Source organism: Martelella lutilitoris, assembly GCF_016598595.1.
Classification (GTDB): domain Bacteria; phylum Pseudomonadota; class Alphaproteobacteria; order Rhizobiales; family Rhizobiaceae; genus Martelella; species Martelella lutilitoris_A.
Genome location: NZ_CP066786.1, coordinates 2,958,957 through 2,978,239 on the forward strand (window position 1 = coordinate 2,958,957; position 19,283 = coordinate 2,978,239).

Annotated in this window: 15 protein-coding genes; 8 read left to right on the forward strand and 7 right to left on the reverse strand. The window is 62.1% G+C overall.

All coding sequences use genetic code 11. The features are described from left to right. Positions 1 to 316: 316 nt before the first annotated feature. Entirely contained in the window at positions 317 to 532 is a 216-nt protein-coding gene (locus JET14_RS14280; protein ID WP_024708202.1) for a cold-shock protein, read from the forward strand. Positions 533 to 1,193: 661 nt separating this feature from the next. On the opposite strand, the gene rpoD is transcribed toward JET14_RS14280, so the two are convergent. From rpoD to JET14_RS14295, 3 genes are all read right to left on the reverse strand, one after another. Beyond that, positions 1,194 to 3,251 carry an RNA polymerase sigma factor RpoD gene (gene rpoD / locus JET14_RS14285; RefSeq protein WP_200334386.1) on the reverse strand — a complete coding sequence of 686 codons (2,058 nt, stop codon included), beginning with the start codon at positions 3,249 to 3,251 and terminating at the stop codon, positions 1,194 to 1,196. Positions 3,252 to 3,672: 421 nt separating this feature from the next. After that, positions 3,673 to 5,631, reverse strand: coding sequence for a DNA primase (gene dnaG / locus JET14_RS14290; RefSeq protein WP_200334387.1), 1,959 nt, complete (start codon positions 5,629 to 5,631; stop codon positions 3,673 to 3,675). A 136-nt stretch (positions 5,632 to 5,767) separates the two neighbouring features. Then, complete coding sequence (locus JET14_RS14295) at positions 5,768 to 6,220, reverse strand: GatB/YqeY domain-containing protein (RefSeq protein WP_036237095.1); 453 nt, start codon at positions 6,218 to 6,220, stop codon at positions 5,768 to 5,770. Positions 6,221 to 6,559: 339 nt separating this feature from the next. Between JET14_RS14295 and carA the strand changes: the two genes are divergently transcribed. Continuing rightward, positions 6,560 to 7,768 (forward strand): glutamine-hydrolyzing carbamoyl-phosphate synthase small subunit, encoded by a 1,209-nt coding sequence (gene carA, locus JET14_RS14300; RefSeq protein ID WP_200334394.1) that lies wholly within the window; start codon positions 6,560 to 6,562, stop codon positions 7,766 to 7,768. Between the two features lie 24 nt (positions 7,769 to 7,792). Here the strand turns inward: carA and JET14_RS14305 are convergent, their stop codons facing one another. The 4 genes from JET14_RS14305 to JET14_RS14320 all read right to left on the reverse strand — a co-directional run bounded on the left by JET14_RS14305 (position 7,793) and on the right by JET14_RS14320 (position 11,946). Next, positions 7,793 to 8,455 carry a VC0807 family protein gene (locus JET14_RS14305; protein ID WP_200334396.1) on the reverse strand — a complete coding sequence of 221 codons (663 nt, stop codon included), beginning with the start codon at positions 8,453 to 8,455 and terminating at the stop codon, positions 7,793 to 7,795. A gap of 98 nt (positions 8,456 to 8,553) precedes the next feature. Further along, the gene (locus JET14_RS14310; protein ID WP_200334398.1) at positions 8,554 to 9,936 is read right to left on the reverse strand and encodes an MATE family efflux transporter; all 1,383 of its coding nucleotides are present in this window, start codon (positions 9,934 to 9,936) and stop codon (positions 8,554 to 8,556) included. A gap of 180 nt (positions 9,937 to 10,116) precedes the next feature. Further along, positions 10,117 to 10,797: a glutathione S-transferase gene (locus JET14_RS14315; RefSeq protein ID WP_200334399.1), complete on the reverse strand. Its 681-nt coding sequence runs from the start codon at positions 10,795 to 10,797 to the stop codon at positions 10,117 to 10,119. A gap of 120 nt (positions 10,798 to 10,917) precedes the next feature. Further along, positions 10,918 to 11,946 carry a sodium:calcium antiporter gene (locus JET14_RS14320; protein ID WP_200334400.1) on the reverse strand — a complete coding sequence of 343 codons (1,029 nt, stop codon included), beginning with the start codon at positions 11,944 to 11,946 and terminating at the stop codon, positions 10,918 to 10,920. 135 nt (positions 11,947 to 12,081) lie between these two features. Between JET14_RS14320 and JET14_RS14325 the strand changes: the two genes are divergently transcribed. The 6 genes from JET14_RS14325 (at position 12,082) to JET14_RS14350 (ending at position 19,265) form a co-directional block, all read left to right on the forward strand. After that, the gene (locus tag JET14_RS14325; protein WP_200334401.1) at positions 12,082 to 12,909 is read left to right on the forward strand and encodes an isocitrate lyase/PEP mutase family protein; all 828 of its coding nucleotides are present in this window, start codon (positions 12,082 to 12,084) and stop codon (positions 12,907 to 12,909) included. Between the two features lie 567 nt (positions 12,910 to 13,476). Further along, positions 13,477 to 16,959, forward strand: a complete 3,483-nt coding sequence (carB, locus tag JET14_RS14330; protein ID WP_200334405.1) for a carbamoyl-phosphate synthase large subunit — start codon at positions 13,477 to 13,479, stop codon at positions 16,957 to 16,959. A 127-nt stretch (positions 16,960 to 17,086) separates the two neighbouring features. Continuing rightward, positions 17,087 to 17,419, forward strand: a complete 333-nt coding sequence (locus tag JET14_RS14335) for an ArsR/SmtB family transcription factor (protein ID WP_200334406.1) — start codon at positions 17,087 to 17,089, stop codon at positions 17,417 to 17,419. Next, the gene (locus JET14_RS14340; protein ID WP_200334407.1) at positions 17,416 to 17,877 is read left to right on the forward strand and encodes an SRPBCC domain-containing protein; all 462 of its coding nucleotides are present in this window, start codon (positions 17,416 to 17,418) and stop codon (positions 17,875 to 17,877) included. The genes JET14_RS14335 and JET14_RS14340 overlap by 4 nt, the downstream gene beginning before the upstream one ends. Further along, on the forward strand, positions 17,867 to 18,331 hold the full coding sequence (locus tag JET14_RS14345) for an SRPBCC family protein (protein ID WP_200334408.1): 465 nt from the start codon (positions 17,867 to 17,869) through the stop codon (positions 18,329 to 18,331). The genes JET14_RS14340 and JET14_RS14345 overlap by 11 nt, the downstream gene beginning before the upstream one ends. Before the next feature lie 157 nt (positions 18,332 to 18,488). Continuing rightward, a complete protein-coding gene (locus JET14_RS14350; protein ID WP_200334410.1) occupies positions 18,489 to 19,265 on the forward strand; it encodes a VOC family protein in 777 nt (258 codons plus the stop codon). Positions 19,266 to 19,283: the final 18 nt, after the last annotated feature.

A 19,283-nucleotide genomic window follows, 5' to 3' on the forward strand; every position in this document is an offset into this window, starting at 1 on the left:
CATTGGGACGCCTTCTCCATCGATTGTCAAAGTTTCGCTTGCCAAATTCGTGTAAACACCGCATTCTGATTGCGTTCGGGCATTTTGCGAGCACGGGAAGACCATATAATCTCATGCGCGCCGGAAACGCTAACTTTCCGGGCGGCCTTTGAAGGATTTGGCCTGTAGTCGTGTTCAGGTCGTCCGGAGCCGCGGTAATAAAGGTACCTTTCCTTAAAAATTCGAGAAACGCCTGCGCTGCCCAGAAGGGCAAAACGAGCATTGGAATACCGCCCATTTTCGTGCAAGCGGGGCGGTGAGAAAAGGACCTTGAAGTATGGCCGAGACTGGCACCGTGAAATTTTTCAATACCGATAAGGGCTACGGCTTCATCAAGCCGGACAATGGCGGCGCGGACATCTTTGTCCACATCTCCGCCGTGCAGTCTTCCGGCCTGACCGGACTGACGGAAAACCAGAAAGTCAGCTACGACACCGAGCCGGACCGTCGCGGCAAGGGCCCCAAGGCGGTCAATCTGCAGGTCACGGAGTAAGTTTCTCCGGCCGTTGCGCCGAAGGCCCTGCCTTCGGCCTGCGCGACACGCACAGGCGCTTCGAGGAGCGGCGCCTGGGCTTTTGGGCTCTCCGCACGCACGAGGGAGCCGCCGTTTTCTCCGCTGGCCATGGCCCCATGCGGGGAATGCCTTTTGGCGCTTGCCGGACGTGCGAATGTCGCTCGTTCCGGTCTTTGCCTGTCCTCCTCGCCCCCTTCAGGAGAACGCCGGCCAAGGCGAGACAGACAAGCGCCGGCCTGCCAATCAGAATCATCAGGCCGAGAATTCTGGCGCCGTCCATCCATCGATCTGCTCCGCGCTGTTGTGGAGCGACCATTTTCGCACCAACGCCGAACGGTTAAGTGCGAAAAACCCGGCCTTTCGGTCGCGTTTACCCTGTCGACAAACCCGCCCCCCTACGGACGTCATCCTCGGGCTTGTCCCGAGGATCTATCCACCGCTTCGCACGGACGGCGTTGGCGGCCCGTAATAGTTCGTTTAAAATGATATTTCACCCGATACGTTTGTCGTTTCGATACGTGCTTGGACCCTCGGGACAAGCCCGAGGGTGACGAAGGAGAGCGGGGTTTGCTTTGTCAGCAGACAAAAAACCCGGCCTTTCGACCGGGTTCTCATCATTCTCAGCAAGACGTCCGCCGCCTCAGCTATCGAGGAAGCTCCTGAGCTTGCGGCTGCGGCTCGGGTGCTTCAGCTTCCTGAGCGCCTTGGCCTCGATCTGACGGATACGTTCGCGGGTCACCGAGAACTGCTGGCCGACTTCCTCAAGCGTGTGGTCGGTGTTCATGCCGATGCCGAAGCGCATGCGCAGCACGCGCTCCTCACGCGGCGTGAGCGAAGCAAGCACGCGGGTCGTCGTCTCGCGCAGGTTCGCCTGAATGGCCGCATCGATCGGCAGAAGCGCGTTCTTGTCCTCGATGAAATCGCCGAGATGCGAATCCTCCTCGTCACCCACAGGGGTCTCGAGCGAGATCGGCTCCTTGGCGATCTTCAGCACCTTGCGGACCTTTTCGAGCGGCATGGAGAGCTTTTCGGAGAGCTCTTCCGGCGTCGGTTCCCGGCCGATCTCGTGCAGCATCTGGCGCGAGGTGCGGACGATCTTGTTGATCGTCTCGATCATGTGCACCGGAATACGGATCGTGCGGGCCTGGTCGGCGATCGAACGGGTGATCGCCTGCCGGATCCACCATGTGGCATAGGTCGAGAACTTGTAGCCGCGGCGATACTCGAACTTGTCCACCGCCTTCATCAGGCCGATATTGCCCTCCTGGATGAGATCGAGGAACTGCAGGCCGCGATTGGTGTATTTCTTCGCGATCGAGATCACCAGTCTAAGATTGGCTTCCACCATCTCCTTCTTGGCGATGCGCGCCTCGCGCTCGCCCTTCTTGACCATGTGGACGATGCGGCGGAACTCGGCGATCGAGATGCCGGTTTCGGTCGCAAGGCTCTGGATCTCGCTCCTGAGCTCCTTGATATCGGCGCCGTCCTGGCTGGCGAATTCCTTCCAGCCCTTGCCGGAAAGATTGCCGATCGACTTCATCCAGTTCGGATCAAGCTCGGCCCCGTGGTAATGCTGCAGAAAGTCGTCGCGCGAGACGCCGCGCTGGGTGGCCTTGCGCAGAAGCTTGCCCTCGTTTTCGACGAGGCGCTTGTTGATGTCGTAGAGCTGCTCGACCAGAAGGTCGATGCGGTTCTGGTTGAGCGACAGCGACTTCACAGCCGTGATCAGCCCTTCCTTCAACTCCTTGTAGCGGCGCTCCTGGGCGTTCGTCAGCGTGCCGGTGGCGGCCAGACGCGCTTCCACCTGCTGGTCCTGCAGCTTGCGCAGCTTGACATAGGTCTCGGCGATCAGGTCGAGCGTTTCCATCACCTGCGGGCGCAGTTCCGCCTCCATGGCGGCCAGCGACAGGTTGGATTCGTCCTCTTCCTCGTCGTCCTCCTCCGGCTGCACGCCCTCGCCGCCGACATCGGTGACGTCGTCGGAACGCTTCTTGCGGGCCTGTTCCTTTTCTTCCGCCTTCTTGCGGTCGGCCTCGATCTTTTCCGGGCTCTGGAACTGCGGCGCAGCCTTGGCCTCGGGACCGGAATAGGTGGTTTCCAGATCGATGATCTCGCGTAAGAGCGTCGTGCCTTCGTTCAGTTCGTCGCGCCAGATGATCAGCGCCTGGAAGGTCAGCGGGCTTTCACAGAGGCCGGCGATCATCGTCTCGCGGCCGCTCTCGATCCGCTTGGCGATGGCGATCTCGCCCTCACGCGACAGAAGCTCGACCGAGCCCATTTCGCGCAGATACATGCGCACCGGATCGTCGGTCCGGTCGGTCGGTTCCTTCTTCTTCGTCTGGGCAACGGCCGTGCCCGTCGTCGTCGCCACCTCCGTGCTGTCGCTGTCGGAATTGCCGTCGTCGTCGGAAGAATTGTCGCTATCGCCGCTGTCGCCGTCGTTGTCGACCTCGTCCTCATCCTCGATCACGTTGATGCCCATGTCGGACAGCATCGCCATCGTGTCCTCGATCTGCTCTGAGGTCACTTCGGAAGAGGGCAGGACGGAGTTCAACTCGTCCATGGTTACGAAGCCGCGCTTCTTGGCGGCCTTGATCATCTTCTTGACGGCATCATCGGAAAGGTCCAGAAGAGGGCCGTCGGTTCCGCCTTCGCGTTCGGTTTCGGCTTCTTCGTTTTCCTTGACTTTTGTTGCCATAGATTTTGCTTCCCTGACGCTTATGCCGTAGTTTCTCGAGCGGCATTACCGACAAATGATTAAGGACCTTTTTAGAGGTCCGTTCCGGTCGGCTTCAAAACTTCAACCATGAACAGGACAGACTTCACCGTCGCGGAGCCTGTCACCCCGGGTGAACACTGTCCAGATCATGAAATTGCGCTGCGTTGTGCCATTCTAACTGGTGATTCCCAGATTTTCGCCATCCGTCAAGCGTCAAAACGGGGATCGCGCGATTTCATATCGTAAATGCGCTCCAAAAGCCACCCGCGTGACGCTTCTTGCGATGTCCGGACCGATGCAGCCTTCCTGACGACCCGCGAGACTACATTTAGAACGAAGTGAAGGAAATACAAGGTGCGGCCAGGTCCGGCGCCCGAGAATCCTTCATCGGCGCGCCATGCTAACCCGTCGCGCCGGAGCGCCCGCCGCGGCCAGACATCAGTCCGAACCCCTCGATCTCCGCCTCCTGGTTGTCGATCCGGCTGATTTCGTTCTGTACCGAGATCAGCGCCGGCATCAATTCCTCGAGAAGCTCCAGATTGCCCTCCTCGGTCGCCTCGCCAAGCTCGCGCTCGAGCTCGGCCTTCTGGCGGGCAAGCGAACGGGCGCGATTGTGCAGCGACAAGGCCTGGCGATAGACCTCGCGCACGTCCTCAAGGGCGGCATCCGGCCCGGCGATCCAGCCGACATTGCGGCTGACATGGCTCTTGAGCTGACCGATCAAGGGCGCAAAGCCCTGATCCTCCAGTCTTTGATGAAGCTTTTCCCGGCCGGCGTCCGGTCGCGAGGCCTCGGCGAGAAAGACCGGCCAGAAGGCCCGCATCTCGGCCGCGTCGAAGGTCAGCGCGGCGATGCTGTCAAAATCCTCGCGCGCCAGTTCCGGGTGGGTCAGCAGGCAGAACACAAGCTGGCATTCGCGGAAGGTGAGCGCTGCACCGGCCGGGCGAATGCTCGCAAGCGGCGAGCGCGACAGCCGCTCGGAAGGCGAGAAGCCGCCGCCTTTCGGCGCTTCGAAGCCCCTGCCCCGCCCCTTGCCCGGAACGAAATTGCCGCCGCGCGGGCTGCCGCCGCGAAATCGCTGGAACAGCCGGTTGCGGAAATCCTGCTGGTAATGGCGGCGCACATTCTCGTCGCCGATGGTCTGCACCAGCTGGTTGATCCGCGCCTCGATCGCGGCGCGCCGTTCGGGCGTCGCGTTGTCATCACTGCCCGCCTCGCGCTCGAACACGGTGTCGGCAAGCGGACGCGCCTGACGCATGATCTGCTCGAAAGCCTGCCTGCCGCCCTCGCGCACGAGATCATCCGGGTCCTTTCCTTCCGGCAGATAGGCGAATTTCAGCGAATGGCCGGGCTTCAGCAATGGCAGCGCGACGCCTGCCGCCCTTTCGGCGGCGCGCTGGCCGGCACTGTCGCCGTCAAAGCACAGCACCGGTTCGCTGGTCATGCGCCAGAGAAGCTGAAGCTGGTTTTCCGTCAGCGCCGTGCCGAGCGGCGCGACCGCGTTCTCGATGCCGGCCTGATGCAGGGCGATCACGTCCATATAGCCTTCAACCGCGATCACCGTGCCGGCGCCGTCCGCGCCTGACAGCGCACGCCGCGCGCGGGCGAAGTTGAACAGAACATTGCCCTTGTGGAACAGTTCCGTCTCGTTGGAATTCAGATATTTCGCCAGCGCATCCGGGCGCATGGCGCGCCCGCCGAAGGCGATCACCTTCTCGCGCGAAGAAAGGATGGGAAACATGATCCGGTCGCGGAAACGGTCATAGGAAACGGCGATATCCGGTCCGTGGACGACGAGACCGCAGGCCTCGATCTCCCGCTTCTCCACGCCCTTGGCGGCCAGAAACTCCTTCAGCGCGTTGCGGCTTTCCGGCGCATAGCCGAGCCGGAACGTGTCGATCGTGCGGGCGGACAATCCGCGCTCGCGCAGATAGGCCCGCGCCCGCGCCCCGTCGCCCGATTGCAGCCGGTCCTGAAAGAAGCCTGCCGCAAGCTCCATCACATCGATCAGCGTGCGACGCTTCTCCTCGCGCTTCTGCGCCTGCGGATCGATTTCCGGCATCGGCAGACCGGCCATGTCGGCAATGCGCTGCACCGCTTCGGGAAAGCTCATGCCGTCAAGATCGGTCAGAAAGCGGAAATGGTCGCCGGAGACCCCGCAGCCGAAGCAGTGATAGCGACCCTTGCCGTCCTCGCAGTGAAAGCTCGGGGTCTTCTCGCCATGGAAAGGGCAGCAGGCCCAAAAGTCGCCGCGCCCCGCATTGGTCTTCCTGCGGTCCCACGTCACCCGCTGGCCGATCACATTCGAAATCGGCACACGGTCTCGGATTTCATCCAGAAATGATGACGGAAATCGCATCTGGCCCTCGTTTGCGCCGGTAATGCCGCCAGCCTGCGGGACAATCACCTTACGGCGCGACGCTTCCGTCTATCGTCGCCGAAGGGAGTTATCCCACATATCCACGGAAGATTTCCACAGCCCTCGAGCGTGGTGATTATTTCAGCATTTCCTTGACGACGCCGGAGGCCTTGGAAAAATCCATCTGGCCGGAATAGCGGTCCTTCAGCGTCTCGATGCACTTGCCCATGTCGCGCAGGCCCTGGGCGCCGGTCTCTTCGACGACGGAGGCGCAGACCTCGCGGATCTTTTCCTCGGGCAGCTGCGCCGGCAGGAATTCGCGGATCACGGCCATTTCCTCGCGCTCCTGGGCGGCGAGGTCATGACGCCCCTTCTCTTCGTAGAGCCGGGATGATTCCTTGCGCTGCTTCAGCATCTTCAACAGGATCTGGCCGATATCATCGTCGCTGACGGGGTCCTTCCCGCTGGCGCGATGGGCAAGGTCACGGTCCTTGATGGCGGCATGAACCAGTCGCAAAGTGCAAAAACGAACCGGATCGTCGGCTTTCGAGCTATCTTTGAGTGCAAGTGCGAGTTTGTCGCGCAACATCAACCTACTCCTGGCAACGCCAGTTTTTTTGAGAACCTTCGCCGACACATGTCGACAAGCGGCGGCGTTTACCGAAAACGAGGACTGCGATCAAATTAAAAAACGGGCTCGTCATATAATTTGAGCAGATGCCACAAGTCTGCACCGAGAGCAATTGACCCGCAAGCAGCGTTTGACTATTTTCCCGCGACCGCATCAAAAAAAGGTCTGCCCATCTCTCTGACCACCGGCTTATCGCCGGAGCGATGAGTGAACCCGTTCGTGCGGGTCATATATAAGCGCAGGGCAGGCCTCGTTCAATCGGCCGTGAGGCCGGCGAGGAACACGACAAGGATTAAGATGACGACCTCCTCCGCATGGATGACTGAAAAGCCGACGGCCGTTCTGGTTCTGGCCGACGGGACGACGATTTTCGGCAAGGGTATCGGCGCAACGGGCCGCGTGCAGGCGGAAGTCTGCTTCAACACGGCGCTGACCGGTTATCAGGAAATCCTCACCGATCCGTCCTATCTCGGGCAGATCGTGACCTTCACCTTCCCCCATATCGGCAATATCGGCGCCAATGGCGAGGATATCGAGGACCTGACGCCGGCGGCCCGCCGCGGCGCCGTGGGCACGATCTTCAAGGCCGACATCACCCAGCCCTCGAACTACCGTTCCGCCGGCCATCTCGATGCCTGGCTGAAGGCGCGCGGCATTATCGGCCTTTGCGGCATCGATACGCGCGCGCTGACGGCCTGGATCCGCGAGCACGGCGCGCCGAACGCGGTGATCGCCCATGATCCCGACGGCAATTTCGATCTCGATGCGCTGAAGGCGGAGGCAAAAGCCTGGGGTGGGCTCGAAGGGCTCGACCTTGCCGTGGTCGCCACCTCCGGCCAGTCCTCCAGATGGGATGAAACGCCCTGGGTCTGGAACGAGGGTTATGGCACGCTGGGTGAGGCGGATGCGAAATACCACATCGTCTGCGTCGATTACGGCGTGAAGCGCAACATCCTGCGCCTCTTCGCCGGCCTCTCCTGCAAGGTCACCGTCGTGCCGGCCAAGACCTCGGCGGAAGACATTCTGGCGCTCTCGCCTGACGGCGTGTTTCTCTCCAACGGTCCCGGCGACCCGGCGGCGACCGGCGAATATGCCGTGCCGGTGATCCGCGCCCTCATCGACAGCGGCCTGCCGGTGTTCGGCATCTGCCTCGGTCACCAGATGCTGGCGCTGGCGCTCGGCGGAAAGACCGTGAAGATGCATCAGGGCCACCACGGCGCGAACCATCCGGTGAAGGACTACACCACGAACAAGGTCGAGATCGTCTCGATGAACCACGGCTTTGCGGTCGATTCGGCGTCGCTGCCGGACGGCGTCACCGAAACGCATGTCTCGCTGTTCGACGGCTCCAATTGCGGCATCGCGCTTGCCGGCAAGCCGGTGTTTTCCGTCCAGCACCACCCGGAAGCCTCTCCCGGCCCGCAGGACAGCCACTACCTCTTCCGCCGCTTCATCAATCTGGTGCGCGAGAAGAAGGGCGAGACGCTGCTGGAAGAACGCGCCTGAGCGTCTGCAGTTTTTGAGAACGCTTCAAGGGGTCGCGTGTCGCGGCCCTTTCTTGTTGCGTGGGTGGCGTGAATAGGAATGCTTTTCGCGAGCGGCCTCCGCATCGGCGATCGCCTTGCCCTTTCGCCCGCCATAACGCCAGCTCCACGCCATCATCAGCGCGAAAACGGTAATCCACATCGCCTCCGAAACCACCAGAAAGACGCTGACCGGCATCAGCGGGATGATCAGCGCGCGCAGACACGCCTCGGCAATGAGCACGACCGCCCAGACAATCGTCATGAAGCGCATCAGCGCGCGATAATCCGGCGAGGCCGCATAAAGCCGGTTCAGGCTCTTGCGTTCCTCGGGGTCGCCTTCCGAGGCAAAATGAAACACCAGAGGACGCGGCATCAGCAGCGAGCCGGCAAAGACAAGCCCGATAAATCCGGTGATCAGCGAATTCTTCAGCAGCGCGAGATAGGGGCTGTCGAAATAGAGACTGCCGATCAGCGAGGCCAGCGTTGCGGCAAGCGTGATGACGCCGATCGCCGCCAGCCGGTTGCTGCGGACATAGGCCACGACAATCACCGCGATCGGAAAGACCGAGCCGAACGCCAGTGCGTGAACCGTCGAAAAATCGTAATGCTTGGCCAGAAGATAGGTCAGCCAGGGCAGGACAGCCCCGAAAATGATATCGTTGCGCATCGTTTTTCCTCCCGCCCGCGATGACAGGCCCGGCTTTCGCCAGCCCCGCCATTATCCGCCTGTTTTAGCGAAAACGAAAGGAAAAAGGCCCGTTTTGCCTAACCTTCCGCCCTCTGCAGCAGCCGCCAGTAGCGGATGCTGAGCATCACCGCCGCAGCCCCGAGGCCGCAGAGGAAGCCGATCCAGATGCCGATCCCGCCGAGGCCGGCGGGAAAGGCGAGCAGCCAGGCGACCGGCAGCCCGATGATCCAGTAGGCAATCAGCACCAGCACCATGGGGATACGGGTATCTTTCAGACCGCGCAGAAACCCGTTCATGATCACCTGCGCCGTGTCGAGCAGCTGGAACAGCGCCGCGATGACGATCAAGGGCGCGGCATAGGCGATCACGGCTGCCGCATCCGGCAGGCTGACATCGATGAACAGCGACGACAGCGCGCGCGGCGCGAAGGCAAAGGCCAGTCCGCTTGCAACGGCAAAACCGATCGCCACCACCATGACAATGGCGGAGGCACGCGTCACATTGGCCCGGTCGTTTGCGCCGTGGAACACGCCGACGCGCACCGTGGCCGCCTGGGACAAGCCCAGCGGCACCATGAAGGTGATCGAGGACAGCTGAATGGCGATGCCGTGGGCGGCCAGCGGCACAGTGCCGAACTGGCCCATCAGCACCGACGAAACGGTAAACATCGATACTTCCGCCAGAACGGAAATCCCGATCGGCAAGCCAAGCAGAACCACCTCCCTCAGCGCATGCCAGTCCGGTTTCCAGAAGCGGACGAAGAGCGCATAGCGGGCAAGCATCGCGTCGCGGCCGATATAGGCGACCAGATACAGGAAGCCAAACGCCTGACCGACAAAGGTCGCGATCGCCGCGCCGCGAATGCCGATCTGCGGCATCCCGAAGCCGCCGAGCACCAACCCGTAGGCGACCACGGCATTGACGACCAGCGTCAGCATCGAAACCCACAGAACCACCCGCGCGTGCCCCGTCGCGCTCACCAGCGAGCGCAGGACCTGGAACAGCAGCGCCGGGAACAGCGCGAAGCCGACGACAAAAAGATACTGCGCCGCCTTGGCCGCCACATCCGGCTCCTGACCGAACGCCAGAAGGATCGGTTCGGCCCAGAAGAACAACGGCAGAGACAAGACGCTGTAAATGATCGAAGCCCACATGCCCATGCGCATGGAGCGGCGCACGGCGACCTCATCGCCGCGGCCATAGGCCTGTGCGACCATGGGCATTACCGCAATGGCGAGCCCCATGCCGAAGATGAAGATCGTAAAGTAATACTGGGTCGCAAGGACAGCGGCCGCGAGATCCAGCGCGCTTAATTGTCCAAGAATGAAGATATCGGTGGCATTGATGCCCTGCTGGGCAAGCTGTGCGCCGATGAGCGGAATTCCAAGAGCAAAGGTTTCCCGGAAATGGGACAACCACGAATGACCGGCTGCGGACGCAGGAGGCATTGTGACAGACATGATTTCACCAGAGGCTGACACGCCGGGGCCAGACAATAGCGGGGCTCCGGCGGCCCGTCTCTCTAGCCTGTTTTTTAGGCAATTGCCAGTGTGACGGGCGGCCGAAGAGGCACAAACCTGCCCCGAAATCCTTCACGTTCGATCACAAGTGCGCGCAACCCGCAGCGTAATGACGGGCCATCACGAAATCGGATTGCCCCCATACCGATACGCCCCGCCGCGCTGCAAGGCGTGGCGGTAGGCCGGGCGGGCGTGGATGGCGACGAGATAATCGAGGAGCGCCTGCGGGCGCTGGTCGAAAGGGATGCGCTCCATGCCGACTTCCACGGGAAAACTCATCATGATGTCAGCGGCGGTGAAATCCTTGCCTGCGAACCAGCCATCGCGCTGAAGCTCGGCTTCCCAGAATGCGCCGTGGGTTTTGAGCTGCGGATCGGTGAGCTTCTTCATTACGCCGTTGGAGATCGCGTTCAACAGCGGGCGAAGGAGTTTCGGCCCCTGTTCGGGAATCTTCTGAAACACGAGCTTCATCACCAGGATCGGCATGGCCGAACCTTCCGAATAATGCAGCCAGTAACGATAGCGCAGCGCCGCATCGGTTCCGGGCGCCGGACGCAGCCCGCTGTCGCCGCCGTATCTGTCGATCAGATATTCGACGATCGCGGCACTCTCGGCAATGATCGTGCCGTCATCCTCGATCACCGGCGATTTGCCGAGCGGGTGCACCTTCTTCAGACTTTCCGGCGCGCTCATGTCCTGGCCGCGCTTGTAGGTCTTGATCTCGTATTCGACCCCGAGCTCCTCCAGCAGCCACAGGATACGGTGGGCGCGGGAATCTTCGAGATAATGAACCAAAAGCATTGGATACTCCTGAAAGAAGCCGGGCGACCCGGTCTAGATGGCTTTGGCCGAGACGGGATGCAAGTATTTACGCAGGATCGAACCCCGCGGATCGCCCCGCATTCAAAAAACGCTCGGGTATCAGGAAACGGTCAACGCCACCGCGCCTGCATAAAGGACGAGGATACCGGCGCTCTCGAAGCCGATTCGGCCCGGCCCCGCCTTCTGCCGCACGATCAGCCCCAGGAGCAGGATGGCGGTTGCCGAAAGACCGACAGCAAGCCAGATCAGGTCATCCTTGCCGATCGCCTGGTAGAGCGAGCCGTCACGATAGGCGACATCCGAGAGCGTCAGGAACAGCGTATCGAAGGTGTTGCCGCCGATGATGCCGCCGACGGCAAGCTGCAGCGCTCCGCGGCGGACCGCGGCAAGCGTCGTCACGAGTTCGGGCAACGAGGTGACCACCGCCGTCATCAGCGCACCGACGACCGAGGCGGAAATGCCGTAGCGATCCGTCAGCACGCCGGCAACGCCAGAGATCGCGTAGCCGGCAATGCCCATCAGCAGCATCAGCGCGCCGAAAACGGCGAAGATCGTGACATTGCCACGCGCGTCCTGTTGCTCTTCGTCCGGCGTGTCCGTGCGGGTCTCGCGCGTGCCGACCGGCCGCCACATCGGATCGTCGCGCACGCGCTTGGAGGCGATGACGCCGGCGATATAGATGCCGAACAGGATGAGCGAGAACGGGCTGACGGCGAAAAACGAGATGTCCGGCGAGACATAGGCGATCAGCGGGATGGACAGCAGCAGCACCAGAAGCGCGCCCTGGAAGAGATTGGAAAGATCGGCCGCCGCATGTTCCAGATTGATGCGGCGATAGATCATGTCGGCCAGCGCCAGAAAGGCCGTCTGCGCAGCAATGCCGCCCACGGCGTTGGAAAAGCTGAGCGATGCCCTGCCCTCGAACGCCGTCGTGATCGACACCACCGTGCCGGACAGCGAGGTGGCCGCCCCCAGGAGCAGGCCCCCGATCAGCGCCTCGCCGAGGCCGGTGCGATCGGCGATGCGGTCTGCCACGTCGGTGATCCGCACGCCGCATGCGAGGATAATCAGACCGGCGCCGGCGAAGATCGCCACCAGCCAGACGAGCGACAGGTTTTCAAAATTCATTCTGCTCTCCGTGTTGTTCAGGCAACGCGCCAGCCGGACCTTTGTTCAATCCGGCAAACGAACAGGCTGGCCGCGCTTGCCCTGCCGCGCGACATCGATTATCGTTCCCTTTATGTTCCAGAAGGGTGTGAAATCATGGTCTCCCAAACCGAAAAATATGCGGCATTCAAAGCCCTGCATGAAGCGGAAGGCGCATTCGTCATGCCGAACCCGTGGGATGCGGGAAGCGCGAAGATGCTTACCAATCTGGGATTCGGCGCTCTGGCGACGACCAGCGCGGGGCTTGCCTTTTCGCTTGGGAAACGCGACTCGGCTGCGGCGCTGACGCGCGCGGAGGTTCTCGAAAACGCACGCGCCATTGTCGAGGCAACTGACCTGCCGGTATCCGCCGATCTGGAGAACGGCTTTGGCGACCTGCCGGAGGATTGCGCGAAAACCGTCAGGCTTGCCGCCGCGACGGGTCTTGCGGGGGGCTCGATCGAGGACGCGACAGGCCGGGAAGACGACCCGATCTACGCTTTCGAGCCGGCCGTCGAGCGCGTGCGCGCAGCCGCCGAGGCCGTCAGGGACCTGCCCTTTCTGCTGACCGCGCGCGCGGAGAATTTTCTGTGGGGACGGCCTGACCTCGACGATACCATCAAACGCTTGCAGGCCTTCGAACGGGCCGGCGCCGACGTACTCTATGCGCCCGGGCTTCCCGACCTCAATGCCATCAAGACAGTCTGCGACGCGGTGAGCAAGCCGGTGAATGTCGTCATGGGGCTAAGCGGTCCTGTCTTTTCGGTCGACGCATTGTCGCGGGCCGGCGTCCGTCGCGTCAGCGTCGGCGGCTCCTTTGCGCGGGCGGCGCTCGGCGCGCTCAGGCAGGCGGCCGAGGAAGTGCTGAACGAAGGAACCTTCACTTACAGCCGTTCGGCGTTGCCGGATGCCGAGGCCGCGCGCCTGACGGCGGATCGACGCTGACCCTGCCATGGGGCCGGCGGACGGGCGCCTCGCTCTATTAGATCATCGGGCGATTAGTTGGCATCGCCCGATGCTCTAGTTTCTCTTTTTTGACGCATCGGGTTATCGAAAAACCGGATTCCACTTTTTCGCCCGATGCTCTAGCAGCGCAGGCGTTTCCCGCTGTGGCTCATCGCCGGGCGGATGGTCCCCGGCGATCATGGGCGGAGGGCTTGCGTTGCAAATAGGCCGGCGCGGCGGAAAGCCGACCGCCCACCATCCGATAGAGAATCGTCAGCCCGGCGGCGGCGAATACGGTCTGAAAAGCGAAAAGCGGCAGATATTCAAACATTGTTAACTCCCCGTTTGAGAGCATAACGCAACATGTCAGGAAAAGGTTCACATCCGGCCTGACGATTATCATCAAGACATTGCCGTTGACGGCTGTGTGATCGCGTCATTTTCGGGGTTCCGTTCGCCCCGCAACTTCCCTATAAGGCCCTCCTAGCCTAAACCTTCTGACGTCCCGCACCCGGCCCGGTTCTCCGTGTCGGTTTTTGATGCAGAATAAAACGACGGATACCGCCCATGCCCAAGCGCCAAGATCTCAAATCCATCCTCATCATCGGCGCGGGGCCGATCGTCATCGGCCAGGCATGCGAGTTCGACTATTCCGGCGCTCAGGCCTGCAAGGCGCTAAAGGAGGAGGGCTACCGGGTCATTCTGGTGAATTCCAATCCGGCGACGATCATGACCGACCCGGAGCTTGCCGACGCCACCTATGTCGAGCCGATCACCCCGGAAGTCGTCGCCAAGATCATCGCCAAGGAACGGCCCGACGCGCTGCTGCCGACCATGGGCGGCCAGACTGCGCTCAACACCGCGTTGTCGCTCAGGCGCATGGGCGTGCTGGAGCGCTACAATGTCGAGATGATCGGCGCGAAGCCGGACGCGATCGACAAGGCCGAGGACCGGGCGCTGTTTCGCGAGGCGATGGCGAAGATCGGGCTCGAGACGCCGAAGTCCATGCTCGCCAACGCGACCGAGATCAAGGACCAGCACCGCCAGGAGCACGAGGCCAAGCGCGCCGAACTGAAGAAGACGCTTTCGGGCGACGCGCTGGACAACGCTCTCGATGAGTTGGAGAACCAGTGGAACCTTGGCAATACCGACCGCAAGCAGCGTTACATGTCGCACGCGATGGCGATCGCCGCGCAGGCGCTCGACACGATCGGCCTGCCCGCGATTATCCGTCCGTCCTTCACGCTCGGCGGCACGGGCGGCGGCATTGCCTACAATCGCTCCGAGTTCTTCGAGATCGTCGAACGCGGCCTCGATGCCTCGCCGACCACCGAGGTGCTGATCGAGGAATCCGTGCTCGGCTGGAAGGAATACGAGATGGAAGTGGTCCGCGACAAGGCGGACAACTGCATCATCATCTGCTCCATCGAAAACGTCGATCCGATGGGCGTGCATACCGGCGATTCGATCACCGTCGCCCCCGCGCTCACGCTGACCGACAAGGAATACCAGATCATGCGCAACGCCTCGCTGGCGGTTCTGCGCGAGATCGGCGTGGAGACCGGCGGCTCGAACGTGCAGTTCGCCGTCAACCCGGCCGATGGCCGCCTCGTCGTCATCGAGATGAACCCGCGCGTGTCGCGCTCCTCGGCGCTGGCGTCGAAGGCCACCGGCTTCCCGATCGCCAAGGTCGCGGCGAAACTTGCCATCGGCTACACGCTGGACGAGCTCGAAAACGACATCACCGGCGGCGCGACGCCGGCCTCGTTCGAACCCTCGATCGACTATGTCGTCACCAAAATCCCGCGCTTTGCGTTTGAAAAATTCCCGGGCGCCGAAAACACGCTGACCACGGCGATGAAATCGGTCGGCGAAGTCATGGCCATCGGCCGCACCTTCCCGGAATCGCTGCAGAAGGCGCTGCGCGGGCTTGAGCGCGGCCTGACCGGCCTCGACGAGATCGAAATTCCGGGCATCGAGAACGGCGAGCCGAGCAATGCCATCCGCGCCGCCATCGGCACCGGCACGCCGGACCGGTTGCGCATGGTCGCCCAGGCAATGCGTCTTGGCGTCAGCCAGAGCGAAATCCACGAGCATTCGAAGATCGACCCGTGGTTCCTCGATCAGTTGCGCGCGATCGTCGATATGGAAGAGCGGGTGCGCGAGCACGGCCTGCCGCAGGATGCCGAAAACCTGCGCATGCTGAAGGCCATGGGCTTTTCCGACCAGCGTCTGGCAAGCCTCACACACGGCCGCCCGAAGGAAGTCGCCCAGCTTCGCAACAAGCTCGGCGTGCGCCCGGTCTACAAGCGCATCGACACCTGCGCCGCCGAATTCGCCTCGCCGACGGCCTATATGTATTCGACCTACGAAACGCCCTTCGATGGGGCCACGCGTTCAGAGGCCGGCATTTCGGATGCCAGGAAGGTCGTCATCCTCGGCGGCGGTCCGAACCGTATCGGTCAGGGCATCGAGTTCGACTATTGCTGCTGCCATGCCGCCTTCGCGCTGAAGGATGCCGGTTACGAGTCGATCATGGTCAACTGCAACCCGGAAACGGTTTCGACCGACTACGACACCTCCGACCGCCTTTATTTCGAGCCGCTGACCGCGGAAGACGTCATCGAGATCATGCGCGCAGAACAGGAAAAGGGCACGCTCGCCGGCGTCATCGTCCAGTTCGGCGGCCAGACACCGCTCAAGCTCGCCGAAGCGCTGGAAAAGAACGGCATCCCGATCCTCGGCACCGCGCCCGACATGATCGACCTCGCCGAAGACCGCGACCGGTTCCAGAAGCTCCTGATCAAGCTGGATCTCAACCAGCCGAACAACGGCATCGCCTATTCGGTCGAGCAGGCCCGCCTGGTGGCGGCCGAAATCGGCTATCCGCTGGTCGTGCGTCCATCCTATGTGCTTGGCGGCCGCGCCATGGAGATCGTCCACAACGAGGCCGGCCTGTCGCATTACCTCCTGGAAGTCGTGCCGGAACTCGTCACCGAAGACATCAAGCAGCGCTATCCGAACGACAAGACCGGGCAGATCAACACCATGCTCGGCAAGAACCCCCTGCTATTCGACAGCTATCTGACGAACGCCACCGAGGTCGACGTCGATTGCCTCTGCGACGGTCAGGATGTCTTCATCGCCGGCATCATGGAGCATATCGAGGAGGCCGGCATCCACTCGGGCGACAGTGCCTGCTCGCTGCCGCCGCATTCGCTTTCGCCCGAGGTGCTGGATGAACTCGAGGAGCAGTCCCGCGCCCTTGCGCTGGCGCTGAACGTCAAGGGCCTGATGAATGTACAGTTCGCCATCAAGGACGGCACGGTCTATATCCTCGAAGTGAACCCGCGCGCCTCGCGCACCGTGCCCTTCGTGGCGAAGACCATCGGCGCGCCGATCGCCAAGATCGCCGCCCGCGTCATGGCCGGCGAGAAGCTTTTTGATGTGATCGACTCCTATGGCGAGCGGCCGAATCCGCGCAAGCTGAACCATATCGCGGTCAAGGAAGCCGTCTTCCCCTTCGCCAAGTTCCCGGGCGTCGACACCCTGCTCGGCCCGGAAATGCGCTCGACCGGCGAGGTCATCGGCCTCGACAAGGATTTCGCCATCGCCTTCGCCAAATCCCAGCTCGGCGCCAGCGTCGACCTGCCGCGTGATGGCTGCGTCTTCGTTTCGGTCAAGTCTGAGGACAAGGAGCGCGTGCTGCCCGCCGTCAGGCTTCTGGTCGAACAGGGCTTCACCGTGATGGCGACCGGCGGCACCCGCGACTTCCTGGAGGAAAACGGCATTTCCGCCACCAAGATCAACAAGGTTCGCGAAGGCCGGCCTCATATCGAGGACGCAATCCGCAACCGTCAGGTCCAGCTGGTGTTCAACACCACCAGCAACGACAAGACGATCTCGGATTCGAAGTCGCTCCGCCGTGCCGCGCTGACCCAGAAGGTGCCCTATTACACCACCATGGCCGGCGCCATGGCCGCCGCCCAGGCGATCAAGGCGCTGAAACAGGGCCAGCTCGAAGTGCGCCCGCTGCAAAGCTACGCCTGAGCCTCGCATCAGTCTCAGACGCCTATGGAGGGCAGGCCCGGCGCCTGCCCTTTTCTTTGGGCTTGACGTATGGGTTTACCTTCTTTATTTATCCATCAGGTTAATTAACCGATAGGATAAATACAAGATGTCCGATCCGCTGACCCAGACGCTTTCCGCGCTCGCCGATCCGACCCGCCGCGCGATCCTTGCCCGGCTGTCCAAGGGCGAAGCGACGGTGAATGAACTGGCCGAGCCATTCAACATGTCGCTGCCGGCGGTATCCAAGCATCTGAAGGTGCTGGAGCGCGCCGGGCTGATCTCCCGCGGTCGCGAGGCGCAGACCCGTCCCTGCCGGATCGAGCCCGAGACGCTGAAGGCGGTCGATGGCTGGCTTTCGGACTACCGGGCGCTGTGGGAACAGCGGCTCGACCGGCTGGAAGCCCATCTTGCGAAAATTCAGAAGGAGGAAACGCCATGAGTGAGGAAATGCCCAACGCAAGCCTCGAAATCCACAACGAAAGACGCTTTCCGCAGGACCGCGATACGCTGTTTTCAGCCGTCGCCGATCCGGCAAAACTCGCACGCTGGTGGGGGCCGCACGGGTTTGAAAACCGCATCACGGCGTTCGATTTTCGCCCCGGCGGAAGCTGGCGGATCGTCATGACCGCCTCGAACGGCGATGAATTCGACAACCACTGGAGTTTTCTCGCGATCGATGACGGCCGCATGGTCCGCGCCCGTCATCACCTGCCGATGCATGATTTCATCCTGGAAATGCGGTTCGAGGATCACGCCGGGGGAAGCCGCCTTGTCTGGGTCATGGAATTCGAGCCGACCGAGGAAAACCAGGCCATGGCGCACTTCCTCAAGGCGGCCAACGATCAGAATCTCGACCGCCTCGCACAGTTTCTAAAGGGAGAAAACGATGACCGCTGAACTTGATCCCGCAAAAATCATCCGTCTGGAGCGCGTCATGGACGCCCCGCGCGAACTGGTGTTCAAGGCGCTTTCCGATGAGAAGCACCTCGACCAGTGGTGGGGGCCGGAAGGCTTCGTCAACGAAACCCACGCGATGGACTTTTCGGTCGGCGGGCTGTGGCACTACACGATGCACGGTCCCGACGGCAAGGACTGGCCGAACTGGATCCGCTACACGGAGATCACTCCTCCGGCCCGCATTGCCTACGACCATGGCGGCGAACGCGGCGAGCCCGCCCATTTCCGCGGCCTGATCCTGCTCGAGGACGAAGGCGGAAAAACCCGCGTTTCGCTGATCCTGATCTTCGAGACGGCCGAGGCCCGCGATGCGACCATAGATTTCGGCGCCGTCGATGGCGGGCGGCAGACGCTTGCAAAGCTCGAGCGCTACGTCGCCGGACTGGAGGCGTAGCAGGCGAAACCGGTGCGGCCAGGCCGATCCCGCCGCCGGCCATCTGTCATGAACACGCTACCCGGTCGTGCGATAAACGGGATTGACGACGATCAATTAGGTTGATATCAACTTAAATAGGCCACGATTTCCGGACTACCTTCAAGAGGAGAGCGACATGAGCAGCGAATTCGTCTGGTACGAACTTCTGACGACCGATACGGCCGCGGCCGAAGCCTTCTATAAAGACGTTATCGGCTGGGACGCCCGCGACGGTGGCATGCCCGATGTCAGCTACACGCTCTTTTCCGTTTCCGGCTTCGAGACCTATGCCGCCGGCATGATGGCCCTCAACGAGGAGATGCTGGCCCGCAATGTCCCGCCGAACTGGTCCGGCTATGTCTATGTCGAGGATGTCGACGCCAAGGCCGCCGCGTTTGTCGCCGAGGGCGGGAGCATCAACGTTCCTGCCATGGATATCCCCTCGGTCGGACGCTTCGCCGTGGTCTCCGACCCGCAGGGCGCGGTGATCTGCCTGTTCAACCCCATTATGCCGGAAGGCGGCATGCCGGAGGCGCCGCCGGCGAGAACGCCCGGCACGTTCGGCTGGTGCGAGCTCTACACCAGCGACGCCGAAGCGGCCGTCGCCTTCTACGAAAAAATGTTCGGCTGGAAGGAAACGTCAACGATGGACATGGGCCCGATGGGCAAATACCACCTCTTCGGCCCGGGCGAGGAACCGATCGGCGGCATCATGAAGAAACCGGACGACATGCCGGTTTCGGCTTGGGCCTACTACATCTATGTCGATGGTCTGGACGCCGCCATCGAGCGGGTGAAGAACGGCGGCGGACAGCTTCTCAACGGACCGATGGATGTGCCGGACGGCGCCGTGATCGCCCAGTGCCTCGATCCGCAGGGCGCCTATTTCTGCCTGGTCTCCGACAGCCGATAGACCAAAGCCTGCTCCTCC